The 15,695-nt window shown below is 68.7% G+C and carries 13 protein-coding genes; 4 read left to right on the top strand and 9 right to left on the bottom strand.

Annotation, left to right across the window (positions count from 1 at the left end):
- Nucleotides 1–50 precede the first annotated feature (50 nt).
- Together CCUG20998_RS20980 and CCUG20998_RS20985 are read left to right on the top strand one after the other, a co-directional pair.
- Nucleotides 51–1,868, top strand: coding sequence for a PE family protein (locus CCUG20998_RS20980; RefSeq protein ID WP_050674604.1), 1,818 nt, complete (start codon nt 51–53; stop codon nt 1,866–1,868).
- Nucleotides 1,869–2,112: 244 nt separating this feature from the next.
- Entirely contained in the window at nt 2,113–3,909 is a 1,797-nt protein-coding gene (locus CCUG20998_RS20985) for a PE family protein (RefSeq protein ID WP_038580452.1), read from the top strand.
- Nucleotides 3,910–4,000: 91 nt separating this feature from the next.
- On the opposite strand, the gene glgC is transcribed toward CCUG20998_RS20985, so the two are convergent.
- Nucleotides 4,001–5,215, bottom strand: coding sequence for a glucose-1-phosphate adenylyltransferase (glgC, locus tag CCUG20998_RS20990; RefSeq protein WP_012395797.1), 1,215 nt, complete (start codon nt 5,213–5,215; stop codon nt 4,001–4,003).
- Between the two features lie 209 nt (nt 5,216–5,424).
- Here glgC and glgA point away from each other — a divergent pair, with 209 nt between their 5' ends.
- Complete coding sequence (gene glgA / locus CCUG20998_RS20995; protein ID WP_020729930.1) at nt 5,425–6,588, top strand: glycogen synthase; 1,164 nt, start codon at nt 5,425–5,427, stop codon at nt 6,586–6,588.
- A gap of 22 nt (nt 6,589–6,610) precedes the next feature.
- Here the strand turns inward: glgA and CCUG20998_RS21000 are convergent, their stop codons facing one another.
- The 7 genes from CCUG20998_RS21000 to CCUG20998_RS21030 form a co-directional block, all read right to left on the bottom strand.
- On the bottom strand, nt 6,611–6,778 hold the full coding sequence (locus tag CCUG20998_RS21000) for a DUF3117 domain-containing protein (protein WP_003406247.1): 168 nt from the start codon (nt 6,776–6,778) through the stop codon (nt 6,611–6,613).
- A gap of 164 nt (nt 6,779–6,942) precedes the next feature.
- The gene (locus CCUG20998_RS21005) at nt 6,943–7,521 is read right to left on the bottom strand and encodes a DNA-3-methyladenine glycosylase I (protein WP_011739206.1); all 579 of its coding nucleotides are present in this window, start codon (nt 7,519–7,521) and stop codon (nt 6,943–6,945) included.
- Complete coding sequence (locus tag CCUG20998_RS21010; protein WP_020729929.1) at nt 7,518–7,889, bottom strand: DivIVA domain-containing protein; 372 nt, start codon at nt 7,887–7,889, stop codon at nt 7,518–7,520. The genes CCUG20998_RS21005 and CCUG20998_RS21010 overlap by 4 nt, the downstream gene beginning before the upstream one ends.
- Before the next feature lie 48 nt (nt 7,890–7,937).
- Nucleotides 7,938–8,921, bottom strand: a complete 984-nt coding sequence (locus tag CCUG20998_RS21015) for a glucosyl-3-phosphoglycerate synthase (protein ID WP_012395800.1) — start codon at nt 8,919–8,921, stop codon at nt 7,938–7,940.
- The gene (folP, locus tag CCUG20998_RS21020) at nt 8,918–9,742 is read right to left on the bottom strand and encodes a dihydropteroate synthase (RefSeq protein WP_231389773.1); all 825 of its coding nucleotides are present in this window, start codon (nt 9,740–9,742) and stop codon (nt 8,918–8,920) included. The genes CCUG20998_RS21015 and folP overlap by 4 nt, the downstream gene beginning before the upstream one ends.
- A 140-nt stretch (nt 9,743–9,882) precedes the next feature.
- Nucleotides 9,883–11,664 (bottom strand): long-chain-acyl-CoA synthetase FadD6, encoded by a 1,782-nt coding sequence (gene fadD6 / locus CCUG20998_RS21025; protein ID WP_038580455.1) that lies wholly within the window; start codon nt 11,662–11,664, stop codon nt 9,883–9,885.
- 70 nt (nt 11,665–11,734) lie between these two features.
- A complete protein-coding gene (locus CCUG20998_RS21030; protein ID WP_011739201.1) occupies nt 11,735–12,298 on the bottom strand; it encodes a TIGR00730 family Rossman fold protein in 564 nt (187 codons plus the stop codon).
- An 87-nt stretch (nt 12,299–12,385) separates the two neighbouring features.
- On the opposite strand from CCUG20998_RS21030, the gene CCUG20998_RS21035 reads away from it, so the two are divergent.
- The gene (locus tag CCUG20998_RS21035) at nt 12,386–14,530 is read left to right on the top strand and encodes an ATPase (protein WP_020729926.1); all 2,145 of its coding nucleotides are present in this window, start codon (nt 12,386–12,388) and stop codon (nt 14,528–14,530) included.
- 27 nt (nt 14,531–14,557) lie between these two features.
- On the opposite strand, the gene dapE is transcribed toward CCUG20998_RS21035, so the two are convergent.
- Entirely contained in the window at nt 14,558–15,622 is a 1,065-nt protein-coding gene (dapE, locus tag CCUG20998_RS21040) for a succinyl-diaminopimelate desuccinylase (protein ID WP_020729925.1), read from the bottom strand.
- Nucleotides 15,623–15,695 lie beyond the last annotated feature (73 nt).

Raw genomic sequence — 15,695 nt, forward strand, 5'->3', positions numbered from 1 at the left:
CGTTGTTGCTCGTAGCTGGTCCGTTGCGGACCGTTCGGTGGAGGTCAGCGATGTCGTACCTGGTGGCGGTGCCCGAGATGTTGGCCTCGGCGGCGTTGGATCTAGACAACATCGGTTCGACGATCACCGCGGCCAATGCGGCGGCAGCGGCGCCGACCACTGCGGTGCTGGCGGCCGGGGCCGACGAGATATCCGCGGCGGTCGCGGCGCTATTCACCGGGCACGCACAGGCCTACCAATGGCTGGGTGCCCAGGCCGGGGCTTTTCATTCCCAGTTCATCCAGGCCTTGACCGGATCGGGAAGCGCGTACGCGGGCGCCGAAGCGGCCAACGCCTCGCCATTGCAGACCGCGGCACAGGAGCTGCTCGCGGTGATCAATACGCCCACCCAGACGTTGTTAGGGCGCCCGCTGATCGGCAACGGCGCTGACGGGGCCCCCGGACAAGCCGGCGGGGATGGCGGGCTGCTCTTCGGCAACGGCGGCAACGGCGGCACCAGCACCACCGCCGGCGTCGCCGGCGGCGCCGGCGGGGCGGCAGGGTTGATCGGCAACGGCGGTGCCGGCGGTGGCGGCGGGGCCGGCGCCCTCGGCGGCAATGGCGGGGCCGGCGGCTGGCTCTTCGGCCAAGGTGGCGCCGGTGGCAATGGCGGCACCGCGACTCTGGCCGGAGGAGCCGGCGGGGCCGGCGGCGTCGGTGGCAGTGCGGGCCTCTGGGGAACCGGCGGGGCTGGCGGCAACGGCGGCTTTGGTGCGCTCAACCTGGCCGGCGACGGCGGGGCCGGCGCGGGTGGCGGTGACGGCGGTCGCGGTGGATGGCTGTATGGCAACGGCGGGGCCGGCGGAACCGGCGGAACCGGCGGGATCGGATTACAAGGTGCCAGCGGCGGCGACGGAGGGGCCGGCGGCGGCACCGGGCTATGGGGTACCGGCGGCGCCGGCGGCAACGGCGGCACCGGCGGCATCGGTCTGGATGGCGTTGCCGGCCACATCGGCGGTGGCAACGCCGGCAACGCAGGCAATGGCGGCACCGGCGGCAGCGGCGGGCTGCTGATCGGCAACGGCGGCGATGGTGGCCACGGCGGCACCGGCGGCGGCGGCGGTCGCGGCATCAACGGCGGCGACGGCGGCCACGGAGGCGATGGCGGCACCGGCGGCGCCGCCGGTAGCGCAGGGCTGCTGTCCGGAGACGGCGGTACCGGAGGACACGGCGGCGCCGGCTTCGGCGGGGGCAATGGCAGCGACAGCCCCCAAGGCGGCCAGGGCGGCAATGCCGGTGTCGCAGGTAATGGCGGCGCCGGGGGCAGTGCGGCGATGCTCTTTGGCAACGGAGGGGCTGGTGGCAACGGTGGCTCCGGCGGCGGCGGCGGCCACGGCGGCAACTCCACCGCTTCTGTGCCCGGCGGCATTGGCGGCGATGCCGGTGCCGGCGGCACCGGAGGTTCCGCCGGGAAGTCCGGGCTGTTGTTCGGCGCCGGCGGGGCCGGCGGGCAGGGTGGCAGTGGCGGCACCGGCGGAGACGGCGGTAACAACATCATCGGCGCCAACGTCGGCGGAGACGGCGGTGCGGGGGGCGCCGGCGGCCTGGGCGGCAACGGCACCGACGGTGGCTGGCTGTCCGGCAACGGCGGCGACGGCGGCGCAGGCGGGCAAGGCGGCGAAGGAGGGCACGGTGGTAGCCCCGGCGGGTTCGACGGCAAGTCAGGAGTCGGCGGCGACGGGGGCGACGGCGGCAACGCCCAAATCATCGGCAACGGTGGCAACGGTGGCAACGGTGGCAACGGCGGCAACGGCAGTACCGACGGCGAAGGCGGGCAAGGCGGCGCAGCAGGGCTGTTGTTCGGCCAACCCGGTTCTATGGGGACCTAGCCACCAGTTCCCTCGGCGAGCAGACACAAAATCGCCCATTTTCGCCCCGGCCAATGCGATGTTGTGTCTGCTCGCGGTGGTGAGCCGCCGGGCAGCGGGAACTTTGCCGGCACGCCGGAAGCCTGGGAATCGATGAAGTCCGCGTGAACCAGCGGCGGGTGGGACCAGGTCGGGATACGTTGTTTTCACCGTTTTCACCGTTTTCACCGAAGGTTCGACCACGACCCAGGGGGGCCGGTCAGCAATGTCGTTTTTGGTAACCGCGCCAGAGATTTTGGCGGCGGCAGCAACAGACTTGGACGGTATCGGCGCAGCGATCGGCGCGGCCAACGCCGCGGCTGCGGCTCCCACTACCGCGGTACTGGCCGCCGGCGCCGACGAGATATCCGCCGCGATGGCGTCGCTGTTCACCGCTCATGCGCAGGCCTATCAGGGTCTCAGCGTTCAGGTGGGGGCGTTTCATACCCAGTTCGTACAAGCGTTGACCGGCGCGGGGGGCGCCTACGCGGCCGCCGAGGCGGCGAACGTCTCGCCGTTGCAGGCGGCGGCGCAAGACATGCTGACGGCGATCCGTGCCCCCGCCCAGGCGTTGCTGGGGCGCCCGCTGATCGGCAACGGTGCCGACGGGGCCCCCGGACAAGCCGGCGGGGATGGCGGATTGCTCTACGGCAACGGCGGTAACGGCGGCACCAGCACCACCGCGGGCGTGGCCGGCGGCGCCGGCGGGTCCGCGGGACTGATCGGCAACGGCGGAGCCGGTGGCGGCGGCGGGGCCGGTGCCGTCGGCGGCAACGGCGGGGCCGGCGGGTGGCTCTTCGGCAATGGCGGGGCCGGTGGAGCCGGCGGCGCGACACCGGGCATCGGTGGGGGCGGTGGGGCAGGCGGGGCCGGTGGGATCGGCGGGGCCGCCGGATTGTTCGGCAACGGCGGGGCAGGCGGTGTCGGCGGCGACGGAGGACTCAACTACTACGGCGACGGAGGTGTGGCCGGGGCCGGCGGCAACGGAGGCCGCGGCGGGTGGCTGCACGGCGACGGCGGTGACGGTGGCGCCGGGGGTGACGGCGGACGGGGCCTGCCCGGCGGTGACGGAGGAAGCGGTGGCGCCGGGGGCGGCACCGGGCTATGGGGCTCCGGAGGCGCCGGCGGACAGGGCGGTACGGGCGGCACCGGCCTCAACGGCAACGCCCCCTTCGCCGACGGCCAGCATCCGGTGATTCTTGACGGCGGCCACGGCGGCACCGGTGGCAACGGCGGCGCCGCCGGCAACGGCGGGTTGCTGTTCGGCAACGGCGGCAACGGCGGGCTGGGCGGCATGGGCGGCGGCGGCGGCAACGGCCTCCCCTCGACAGGAGTCGGCGGAGATGGCGGCGACGGCGGCAACGGCGGCACCGCCGGCAATGGGGGCTGGCTGATTGGCAACGGCGGGACCGGAGGCCAGGGCGGAGCCGGTTTCGCCGGCGGGACGGGAGCCGACAATGTCTCGGCCGGAAGACCCGGCGGGGCCGGCGGCGCCGGCGGCATCGGTGCCGGTGGCGGCAACGCCGGGCTCATCGGCACTGGCGGCAGCGGCGGCAATGGCGGCATGGGCGGCCACGGTGGCGACAGCGGCTACGGCGACCAAACGGGCGGCCAAGGCGGAAATGGCGGCATGGGCGGAGCTGGCGGCGCCGCCGGCAACAGCGGTCTACTGCTTGGCAGCGGCAGCCGCGGCGGCGACGGCGGCACCGGCGGCAACGGCGGCGAAGGCCGCGGCGGATTCTCGGTGCCCCAGCACGGTGTCGGCGGGCAGGGCGGCACCGGCGGCAACGGCAGCGACGGCGGCTGGCTTTACGGAGACGGCGGGGCCGGCGGTGCTGGCGGCAACGGCGGTTTCGGTGGATCAGGCGTTCAGAACGGCGCCGGCGGCGACGCCGGCAGCGGTGGCGACTCCCGGTTGATCGGCGATGGCGGCGCCGCCGGCGCCGGCGGAACCGGCGCACCCCCCGGTGCCGACGGACACAGCGGCGCCGATGGGTTGTTGTCCGCGGCGCTGGGGGCCTGAGCCAGCAGATCCGCGTCGCGAGCAGACGCAAAATCGCCCTGTTGAGTTCGAAAAGGCGCGATTTTGTGTCTGCTCGCGCGGGAAAGGTGACCTAGATCCAGACGCCCTTGCCCACGGCCACCACGCCGCCGGCGCTGATCGCGAACCTTTCCCGGTCCTTGTCCAAGTCCACGCCGACCATCTCGCCGGGCCCGACGACGACGTTCTTGTCCAGGATTGCGTGCCGCACCACCGCGCCGCGGCCAACCCGCGCGCCCGGCATGATCACACTGCCCTCCACGATCGCGCCGTCCTCGACCACGACGTTGGACGACAACACCGAATTGCGTACCGAGGCGGCCGAAATGATGCTGCCCGCACCCACCACCGACTCCTGCGCAGAGCCGCCGTTGACGAACTTCGCGGGCGCCAGGTTCTCCGACTCACCGCGGATCGGCCAGCGCTTGTTGTACAGGTTGAACACCGGATGCACCGACACCAGGTCCATATGCGCGTCGTAGAAAGCGTCCAGGGTCCCGACGTCACGCCAATATGCCCGGTCGCGGTCGGTAGCGCCCGGTACTTCGTTGTTGGAAAAGTCGTAGACCGCCGCCATCCCGTCGGCGACCAGTCTCGGGATGATGTCCCCACCCATGTCGTGGTCGGAATGGTCGTCGTCGGCGTCGGCCCGAATCGCATCGATCAGCACCTTGGTAGTGAAGACATAATTGCCCATCGAGACGAACGTGCTGGTGGGGTCGTCGGGTGTGCCGGGCGGCTCCAGCGGCTTCTCCACGAAATCGCGGATGGTCCCCGCATCGTCAGCGTCGATACAGCCGAACGCGCTCGCATCAGCACGCGGCACCCGGATACCGGCCACCGTGACCCCGGCCCCGCTGTCGATGTGAAACCGAACCATCTGTTCGGGATCCATCCGGTAAACGTGATCGGCCCCGAAAACCACTATGTAGTCCGGATCTTCGTCGTAGATGAGATTGAGTGACTGGTAGATCGCGTCGGCGGAGCCGGTGTACCAGCGCGGACCGAGTCGCTGCTGGGCCGGAACCGGGGTGATGTATTCACCGGCCAAACCCGACAACCGCCAGTTCTGCGATATGTGCCGGTCCAGCGAGTGCGACTTGTATTGGGTGAGAACACAGATCCGCAAATACCGAGCATTGACCAGGTTGGAGAGCACGAAATCGATCAGTCGGTAGGCGCCGCCGAAGGGAACCGCGGGCTTGGCGCGGTCGGCAGTCAGCGGATAAAGCCGCTTGCCCTCACCGCCGGCCAAGACGATGCCAAGCACGTGTGGTGCTTCCCTCATGGCCTCAAACCTAACGGCACCCGCGAAGCGCTGCCAGCGGATCCCCGGCCTGTGCCCGTTCTGTCCGGCTGTCCGTCAGGCCAATTGACCACTTCGACGGGTCTGAATCCAGCCGATTAGGCGCATTTTGTCGCTCTTTCCCGCAAAGCCGCCGACCGCGGGTCGGCCCGAGGTGCGAGCGGTGCGGCCACCGCACTACGGTGCCGGGTATGCGGGTGGCGATGTTGACTCGGGAGTACCCACCGGAGGTCTATGGCGGAGCTGGGGTACATGTCACCGAGCTGGTGGCTCGATTACAGCGCCTGTGCACCGTCGACGTGCATTGCATGGGCGCACCCCGCCCCGACGCATCGGCCCATCAGCCCGATCCGCGGCTGGCGAACGCCAACCCGGCACTGGCCACATTGTCCGCGGATCTGGTGATGGCCAATGCCGCCGACGCAGCCAGCGTGGTGCACTCACATACCTGGTACACCGGTCTGGCAGGGCATCTGGCCGCCCTGCTCTACGGCATTCCGCACGTCTTGACCGCCCACTCGCTCGAACCGATGCGGCCCTGGAAAACCGAGCAGCTCGGCGGTGGCTATCAGATCTCGTCCTGGGTGGAAAAGACCGCCGTCCTGGCCGCCGACGCGGTAATCGCGGTCAGCTCCGGAATGCGTGATGACGTCCTGCGCCTGTACCCCGGGCTGGATCCAGGGATGGTGCATGTCGTCCGCAACGGCATCGACACCGAAGTGTGGTTTCCGGCCGGACCGGTTGGTACCGCTTCGGTGCTCGCCGAACTCGGGGTCGACCCGAACCGCCCCATTGTGGCGTTCGTCGGGCGGATCACCCGGCAAAAGGGCGTACCGCACTTGCTGGCAGCGGCACACCAGTTCAGCCCGGACGTCCAGTTGGTGCTGTGCGCGGGTGCTCCCGACACCCCGGAAATCGCCAATGAAGTGCAGTCCGCGGTGGCTCAACTGGCCAGCACTCGTAGCGGGGTGTTCTGGATCCGCGACATCCTGCCCGTGCAGAAGCTTCGCGAAATACTTTCGGCAGCAACAGTTTTTGTTTGCGCATCGATATACGAGCCATTGGGCATCGTGAACCTCGAAGCAATGGCCTGCGCGACCGCGGTGGTGGCCTCCGATGTCGGCGGCATCCCCGAGGTGGTCGCCGACGGAATCACCGGCTCGCTGGTGCATTACGCGGCCGACGACCCCGCCGGTTATCAATCCAGGCTGGCACAGGCGGTAAATGCACTGGTCGCGGACCCAGCCAAAGCCGAACGCTACGGCCAAGCCGGACGGCAGCGTTGTATCGAGGAATTCTCCTGGACACAGATTGCCGAGCAGACGCTGGATATCTATCGAAAAGTGTGCCGATAGGGCACACTTTTCGCGATCTGAGCTAGCTCGTCACACCCTTGAGCTCGTCACCCAGCGCCGCGGCTTCATCGGGTGTCAGCTCGACGACCAACCGGCCACCTCCCTCAAGTGGTACCCGCATCACGATGCCGCGCCCCTCTTTTGTTGCCTCCAGAGGACCGTCGCCGGTCCGGGGCTTCATCGCCGCCATCGAGTGCTCCCTCCAGATTCGAGCTGGCCTGCCGTGGCAGACCTGGCCGGCGCCGAGCATGCCCCATGAATGGATTTCCAGCCATACCCGACATTGAACTGCCAAATCACCCCCCCATTGTTCCCTATCCAGGTCACAAGGTGCACAAGACCCGACTTGTGGCGTCACCGGACTATCGGCGGGACCCAGCAACCACGGAGGTGATCGTCGACCATTCCGGTCGCCTGCATCAGTGCATATGCGGTGGTGGGGCCCACAAACCGGAACCCGCGGCGTTTCAACTCGCGCGCCATCGCTTTCGATTCGGCAGTGGCCGAGGGTATTTCAGCCAGTGTCGCGGGCCGCGGCCGCGCCGGGGGCGCGAACGACCACAACAGCTCCGACAGGTCTTGCTCCGATCCGAGGCCGATCACGGCGCGCGCGTTGGAAATGGTGGCCTCAATTTTTGCCCGGTTGCGCACAATCCCCTCGTCAGCAAGCAGCCGCTGCACGTCGGCGTCGGTGTAGCCGGCCACCTTCTCAATGTCGAATCCGCAGAACGCCCGCCGGAAATTCTCCCGCTTGCGCAAGATGATCAACCACGACAGGCCGCTCTGGAAGGCCTCCAGGCTCATCCGTTCAAACAGCGCGACCTGTCCATATAGCGGGCGTCCCCACTCCTGGTCGTGATAGTCGCGATAGGTCTGCGCGTCGGGTCCCGGACGAATCTCGGCCCAGTCACAGCGCCGCAGGCCATCGTTCACGTGGAATCGGCTCCATTCGAAACCGCGGGTTGGCTACCCGGCGCGTCGCTGTCTTCGGGCCCGGCCGGACTTTCGCTGGTCGACGAGGCGTGCACCGCGGCGAGCTGCCCGCGTAATTCCTCCAGCTCACGCCCCAATCGATCCAGCACCCAGTCGACCTCGCTGGTCTTGTAGCCGCGCAGCACCTGGGTGAACTTGACCGCGTCGACGTCGGCGCGAGTAACGCCATAGGCGGGCAGCACGGTCGAGGTCGTCGCCCTGGGCAGCGGCGGCAACTGCTCACCACGCCCGAACAGCAGGCTTGCCACGCCGAACAACACGACCGCCACCAAGACAAGTACCACCAGGTACAGCAACACCAACGCCACGCCGTCGATCTTGCCCTACCGGACCGACAGGTCAGCGTAGGCCGGGGCTCACCGAGGGCGAAGCACACTCATGGGGGGCCGGTCGGCCAGCGACACCGGCGAGGTGCATTCGGTGTAGCCGTCGCCCTCCGCGAAGAACTGGGTCAACCCGACCCCAGAATCGGGGATCCCGCACCGGGACAGCAGCGTGGCGATGACCTGGCGACTCATCACACCCAGCTCGGCCAGGGGCCGGTTACGGTGCGCCCGCACACCCAGGTTGACCTGCGCGATCGCGTCCAGCCCCAGCCGGTCGAAGGTGTCGACCAACAGGCCGATTTCCACCCCGTATCCCGGAGCGAAGGGCAGCGACGTCAACAGCTCGCGGCTGGCCGCATACTCACCGCTCAGCGGCTGCAATACACAGCCCAGCTCGGGTCGCAGCGCCGCCAACAGGGGCCGCGCCACCAGTTCGGTGACGCGCCCGCCGCCGGTAGCGCCCGCGGCGCCGCTAGCGTCACCGACACTGAGCGGGCGTCGGTAGAAGCTCTTGACCAGGTGGATCCCCTCGCCGGTGAGCAGCGGGCCGACCAGCCACGGCACGAACATCGGGTTGGGGTTGACCAGATCCGAGTCGATGAATACCACGATGTCGCCGCTGGTGGCCGCCAACGAGCGCCACAGCGCCTCGCCCTTGCCGGGCTGGGGCGGCACCTCCGGCAACGCCTGTTCGCGGCTCACCACTCGAGCCCCGGCGGCAATCGCTCGGATCTCGGTGTCGTCGGTAGAGCCGGAATCGAGCACGATCAGTTCGTCGACCAGGCCATCCACCAGCGGTGAGATGCTGTCGATCACCGATTGGATGGTTTCTTCCTCATCGAGAGCCGGCAGCACCACCGAGATCGAGCGCCCGGCCTTGGCCTCGACCAATTCGTCGATCTTCCAGCGCGGACGGTTCCAGCTGCGGTCGCATAACCAGGTGTCCCCCGGCCGGGCCGGGATGAGGACTCCCTCACTGGTGAGGTCCCCGGTGACCAGATCCGATGCGGTCATGCGAGTCCCCTCACCGTGCGTGTCGGCGGGCGGGTCCCCTGGATCGACGCCACCATTTCCAGGACCCGGCGGGTCGCTGCGACCTCATGCACCCGAAACATGCGCGCACCGGCGGCCGCCGCCAATGCGGTGGCCGCCAGCGTTCCCTCGAGCCGTTCGGTCAGATCCACGCCCAGAGTCTCTCCGACAAAGTCCTTGTTGCTCAAAGCCATGAGTACCGGCCACCCGGTCTTAACAAGATCGGCCACGTGCCGCAACAGCAGCAACCCGTGCCAGGTGTTCTTGCCGAAATCGTGAGCCGGGTCGATCAACACGCGGTCGCGGGCAACTCCGGCCGCAACCGCCCGCTCGGCGGCCGCTGTGACCTCGCGAATCACGTCGTCCACCACGCCGCGGGTAGTCGTACCGTAACTCACCCGGAAGGGACGCGTGCGTGGTCGCGCTCCCCCGGTGTGCGCGCATACCAGGCCCGCACCGAATTCGGCGGCCACCTCCACTATCGCGGGGTCCACCCCGGCCCAGGTGTCGTTGATCAGGTCCGCACCTGCCGCACATGCCCGCCGGGCCACCTCCGAGCGCCAGGTGTCGACGCTGATCACCTGCTCGGGGTAGGCGTCACGGAGCCACTCGACAAACGGCACCAACCGAGCGATCTCGGTGTCGGGGTCGACGTCCTGGCCGGGCCCGGCCTTGACACCTCCGACGTCGATGACGTCGGCGCCTTCGGCGACCGCTCGATGTACCGCGTCGCGAGCGGCCGCGTCAGAAAAGGTCGCGCCCTTGTCATAGAACGAGTCCGGGGTGCGGTTCACGATCGCCATGATCAGCGGGCGGTCCCCTGCCACCGGGCGGCCACACAGCGTTGCCTGCACGCCTACATAGTGCCTGGTGCACGAAGAGCCATCGAGCCTGCGTCCACGGCTAGCCGCGGTCTGGCCCGGCCTCGGCGCGCCGAATCACGCTAGCCCTGGGGCCGCTTACCTGCCGCTACCTCGTCGGGATACGCGTCGTAATAGGGCACATAGCCCTCGCTGCGGCCGGCCAATACGTACAGCGGGTCATCGACGTCGGCGCCGTAGGCCTGCTCGCGCAGCTCAACCTTGCGGCTCTTGAACGTCGTGGTGTGCGCCATCGCCTGCACCAGCCGCACGAACAGCGGCAGTGCGTAGGCGGGCAGCTGATCGTAGACGGCGCGGGCCAGGGACTGACCGTCGAACTCGGCGCCGTCGCGTAGCTTGACCGCAGCCATCCCGGCGCGACCTCCGGTGTTGGGCACCTCAACCCCGTAGACCGTGCACTCCTCGACGGAGGGGTCAGACGCCAGCGCCGCCTCCACCTGAGTGGTGGCCACGTTCTCGCCCTTCCAACGGAAGGTGTCACCCAGCCGGTCGACAAACGCCGCGTGCCCCATCCCCTGCGGGCTCATCACGTCACCGGTGTTGAACCAGCAGTCTCCCTTCCGGAAGGCATCACGGACCAGCTTTTTCTCACTGGCGGCCGGGTCGGTGTAGCCGTCGAACGGCTGCAGCCTGTTGACCCGGCTCAGTAACAGTCCCGGTTCACCGGCAGGCACCCGACGGACCCGACCGGACTCGTCGCGCAGCGGGGCGCCGGTGTCCGGGTCGTAGGCCACGTAGGCCAGCGGCATCGGCGAGATCCCGGTGCTTTTGGGCACGTTGAAGATGTTGATGAAGGCCGAGTTGCCCTCGCTGGCGGCATAGAACTCGCACACCCGGTCAATGTCGAACCGTTTGGTGAACTCACCCCAGATCTCGGGCCGCAACCCGTTGCCGGCGATCACCCGCACCTTGTGCTTGCGATCGGTCGGTTTGGTCGGCTGGTTGAGTAGGTAGCGGCAGACCTCGCCGATGTAGATGAAGGCGGTGGCGTTGCTGGCGATCACCTCGTCCCAGAAGCGCGACGCCGAGAACGACTTGCCCAGCGCCAACGTCGCCCCGGAATTGATCACCGAGGACACCGCCACCGTGAGTGCGTTGTTGTGATACAGCGGCAGACAGCTGTAAAGCGTGTCGGAGCTCTTCAGCCGTAGTCCCAGCCCACCGAAGACCGCCAGGGCCCGAAGCCACCGGTGGTGGGTCATCACACTGGCTTTGGGGAATCCGGTGGTGCCCGACGTGAAGATGTAAAACGCCGTGTCCTGAGCCTGCACGGCCGACGCCGACGCCGGGTTGTTGGCCGGGGCGGTCGCGGCGAAGCGCTCCAGGTCTTCGATGGTGACCACCTCACCGGCCGCGCCACCGCTTTCGCTGACGGCGCTGACCAGATCGGACTCCGCCACCAGCACCTTGGCATCGAGCAGTCCCAGACTGTGCGCCAGCACCTCGCCGCGCTGGTGGTAGTTGAGCATGCCGGCGATGGCGCCACACTTGACGACAGCCAGCATCGCCACCACCGTGTTGGGCGAGTTGCGCAGCATGATTCCCACGACGTCGCCGGGGCCGACGCCACGCGCGGCCAGCACCGCCGCATAGCGGTTGGCGGTCGCGTTGGCTTCGCCGTAGGTCATCTGCTGATCGCCGAACTTCAAGAAAACCCGGTCCCCGAAGCGAGCGGCCCGGTCCTGGAACACGGTGCCGATCGACGCCTTGGACTTGGGCCGGGGCAACAGGCCGGTCACCACCCCCCGCATGATCGACGGCGCGTCGATCAGTAGACCGGGCACCCGCGCAGCGACGTCGGTGAGCTTGACTCGCGTGCGGACATGACTTTGGCGATCGGACAACCTGATCCCTCGATTCGTTCTCAGAGTTCGGCGGCCAGCCTAATCGGGAGCGAATGGTCGTCAATAGGCCTCAGCCGGGTGCGCACGCCTGCAACGCGTCATCGAGGTTATCCACCACTATCAACCGCTCCATCGCTGTCCGCGAGACGTAGCCGGTATCGGCCAATTCGGACAGCCAGGCGCGCAGCCCATCGAAGTGGCCCCAGGGATCCAGCACGACGATGCTCTTGTCGTGCATGCCCAGGTATCCCTCGGTCCACACGTCCAACAGCTCGTCGAGGGTCCCGACGCCGCCCGGCAGGGTGATGAACGCGTTTGCGCGGTCCTCCATGACCTGCTTGCGCTCCCACATCGTTTCGGTGACGACCAACTCGTCGGCGTCATGGTCAGCCAACTCGCGATGCACCAGCATCTTGGGAATCACTCCGACCGTCCAGCCGCCGTGCGCCCGCGCCGCCGACGAGACCGCCCCCATCGCCGAAACGTGGCCCCCGCCCCACACCAACGTCCAGCCCCGGGCGGCGATCGCCGCACCGACGGCGGCGGCGAGCTCCAACAACTCAGGATGTGTCGGCGCGGCTGCACAGTACACCGCCACTGTCCAACGGCCGGGTTCGTCGCTTTTCGCGGTCACATACCGAAACGTAGACCAGCGCCCCCCACCCCGGACAACTTTGGGCCCTATCGCCACGCGCACCCTTGACGCCATAAACTCCGGGCAATGCCAATTCGATGGAACGTCCCCCAACACGCGGCAGCCTTGGAGCAGTTGGACGTTGCGTTGAGCGACCTGGCGCGCCCCGGCGCTGTCATCCTCGGACCTGACGGCGTCGGAAAATCCACCCTGGCGCGATTGGCCGCCGAGCACTTCGCCCAACGCCACCGGGCCACCGTCATCCGCTGGGTCACCGGAACCCCGACCGAACGCACGGTCCCGTTCGGCGCCTTCAGCCACTTGGTGGAGATCGCCGAGCTGGGCAAGCCGGCCGCGTTGTTGCGAGCGGCCCGAGCGTCGTTGGGCCGCAAGGTGCGCCAGGGCGAGCTCCTTCTCATCGTCGACGATGCCCACGATCTGGACATCCTGTCGGCCACGCTGGTGTACCAGCTGGCGCTGGCCGGCGCGGCCCGGATGATCGTCACCGCCCGCGCCGAGGCCGCGCCCGAAGCCATCGCGGCCCTGTGGACCGACAACCTGCTGGATCGGATCGATGTCGCACCGCCGGACGGCAAGACCAAGCAATCCGAGCCCGCCGACGTCGACGAGTTCATCGCCGAGCTGCCCGCGCCGGCCCGAGCGGTGCTCGACTATCTCACCGTCGAGGAGCCGTTGTCGCTGGCCGATCTCACCGTGCTGGCCGGAGAGGGGGCGGTGCAGCAGGCAGTGGAGTTGGGCGCGGCGGAAACCCGCGTGCGCGGAGAACCCGACGAGCCTGCGGTGGTCTACACGGCACATCCTTTGTTCGCCAAACGAGCTCGCGTCGCTTTGGGCGACGACGGTGCGCGACAACGCCGCACCGAATTGGTGACCCTGCTGTCTCAGCACCCCAACGAGCACCTCAGCGATCGGCTCCGGCTGGCGTCGCTGGCTTTGGACACCGACGCTTTGCAGCCGGTGGATGACGTCGTCGAGTCCGCCGAGCAGGCCTTACGGCTCGGCGATCTGACACTGGCCGAGCGGTTGGCCCAGGCCGCGCTGGATCGTTCGGGGGGACTTCAGGCCCGACTGGTGCTGGGCCAGGCGCTGGCCTGGCGTGGCCGCGGCCGAGAGGCCGGCCAGGTACTCACCGCCGTGGATCCCGGCCAGCTGAGCGAGGCGGAGCTGATGGCCTGGGCGGTGCCGCAGGCGGCGAATCAGTTCTGGATGCTCGGCGAGCCGGAGCGGGCCACCGCCTTCCTGCAGACCACGCGCAACCGAGTCACCGATCTGACCGCGCGCACCACCCTCGATGCGTTGACGGCAACCTTTGCCATGAACTCCGGAAACGTGCCGCGGGCCATCACGCTGGCCACCGAGGTGCTCGCCGAACCTTCGGCCGACGACACAGCGATCGCTTGGGCGGCCAGCGCCGCCGCATTGGCCTCGGCCCGGATGGGCCGCTTCGCCGACGTCCCGCAGCTGGCGCAACGAGCTTCGGAGGCCGAACATCCCGGTTTACTGCGGTTCACCGTGGGACTGGCCCAGATCACCACACTGCTGATGGCGGGCGAGGTGGCCCAGGCGCAGGAGCTGGCCCAGCGATTCACCGACTTCGCCGAGCTGCAACAACCGGGCCGCGCCATCGGCGAGGTGTTGCTCGCGCACGTGCTGATCGTCAAGGGGGAATTCGGCGCTGCGGCTGCGATGCTCGAGCCCGCCGCGGCCGAACTCGAACGCACCGGCTATTCCTGGGGCCCGCTGTCGCTGATGTTGTTGGCGACGGCCATCGCGCAGCAAGGCAACATCGCCGAGACAGCGAAAGCGTTGCGGCGAGCTGAAACTCGGCACGGAACGAAGTCTGCGTTGTTTGCCCCCGAGCTGAGCCTGGCCCGCGCCTGGGCCAAGGCGACCGTCCGGGACCAAGCCGGCGCCCTGTTCGATACTCGCGAGGCGGCAAGGGCAGCTGAGCGGGGCAAGCAGTCGGCGGTGGCGTTGTGCGTGTGGCATGACGCGGTCCGGCTTGGCGACACTCGCGCGCTAGCTCCGGTAACCAGGCTGGCCGCCGAGATCGATTGCAAGGTAGGCAATATCGTTGTTCGGCATGCCCGCGCGCTGGCCGACAACGACGCTGGGGCGCTGGCGTCGGTGGCCGATGAGTTGGCCGCGATCGGCATGCACGCCGCGGCGGCCGACGCCGCCGCGCAGGCCGAGCGTGCCGGCGGCCGATAGCGGCACGGTGGACGCGGCTTCGATGGGCTAGGTGCTCAGGTAGCGGCGCAACGTGTCCGCCACAGTGGTGATCGTGGCGACCGGCACTCGCTCGTCGCGGCAATGCGCCAGATTGGGGTCCCCGGGGCCGTAATTGACCGCGGGGATGCCCAGAGCCGCGAAGCGGGACACATCCGTCCAGCCGTATTTCGCTCGGACCTGCCCACCGGCAGCCTCAACCAGTGCTTTGGCGGCGGGTTGCGCCAGACCCGGCAGCGCGCCCGCCGCCGCGTCGGTCTGCTCGATCTGCACGTCGAGCCCGTCGAATACCTCACGCACGTGCTGCAGGGCGGCCGGAACCGACCGGTCGGGCGCAAAGCGATAGTTGACCGTTACCGAAGCCGCGTCCGGAATCACGTTGCCAGCCACGCCACCGTCCACGCGTACCGCCGACAAACCCTCTCGGTATGTGCAACCGTCGATGTCGACGCTGCGCGCCGGGTAGCGCGCCAACCGGTCCAGCACGGCACTGAGCTTGTGGATTGCGTTGTCCCCCAACCAAGAACGCGCCGAGTGCGCGCGGGTCCCGGTCGCGCTGATGACCACTCGTAACGTGCCCTGACAACCGGCTTCTATGTAGCCCGACGTGGGCTCTCCCAGGATGGCGACATCGGCGGACAGCCACTCCGGGAGCTCCCGCTCGATGCGCCCCAAACCGTTTGCCGCCGCCTCGATTTCTTCACAGTCGTAGAACACCAGCGTCAGGTCGTGCACCGGTTCGGCCACCGTGGCCGCCAGATGCAGAAACACCGCGTCACCGGACTTCATATCGGCCGCGCCACAGCCGTGCAGCTGCCCGTCGGCGCGACGGCTGGGCAAGTTGTCGGCCACCGGCACGGTGTCCAAATGTCCGGCCAGCAGCACCCGCGAGGGCCGGTTCAGCCGGGTCCGGGCAAGCACCGCGTTGCCGTTGCGGATGATCTCGAAGCCCGATGTCTGCGCGCGCAACGCCGCCTCTACCTCATCGGCGATGCGCGCCTCACCCCGAGATTCGCTGGGGATGTCGATCAGTGCAGCGGTCAGGTCGATCGGGTCCCCGCGCAAGTCCAGCACACACCAAGCCTAGTGGGTCCGCCGTCGCGCCGAGCAGACGCAGAGTCGCACGCGGCGGCCGCGCCGGCGTGCG

This window comes from Mycobacterium marinum, from assembly GCF_003391395.1.
Classification (GTDB): Bacteria; Actinomycetota; Actinomycetes; order Mycobacteriales; family Mycobacteriaceae; genus Mycobacterium; species Mycobacterium marinum.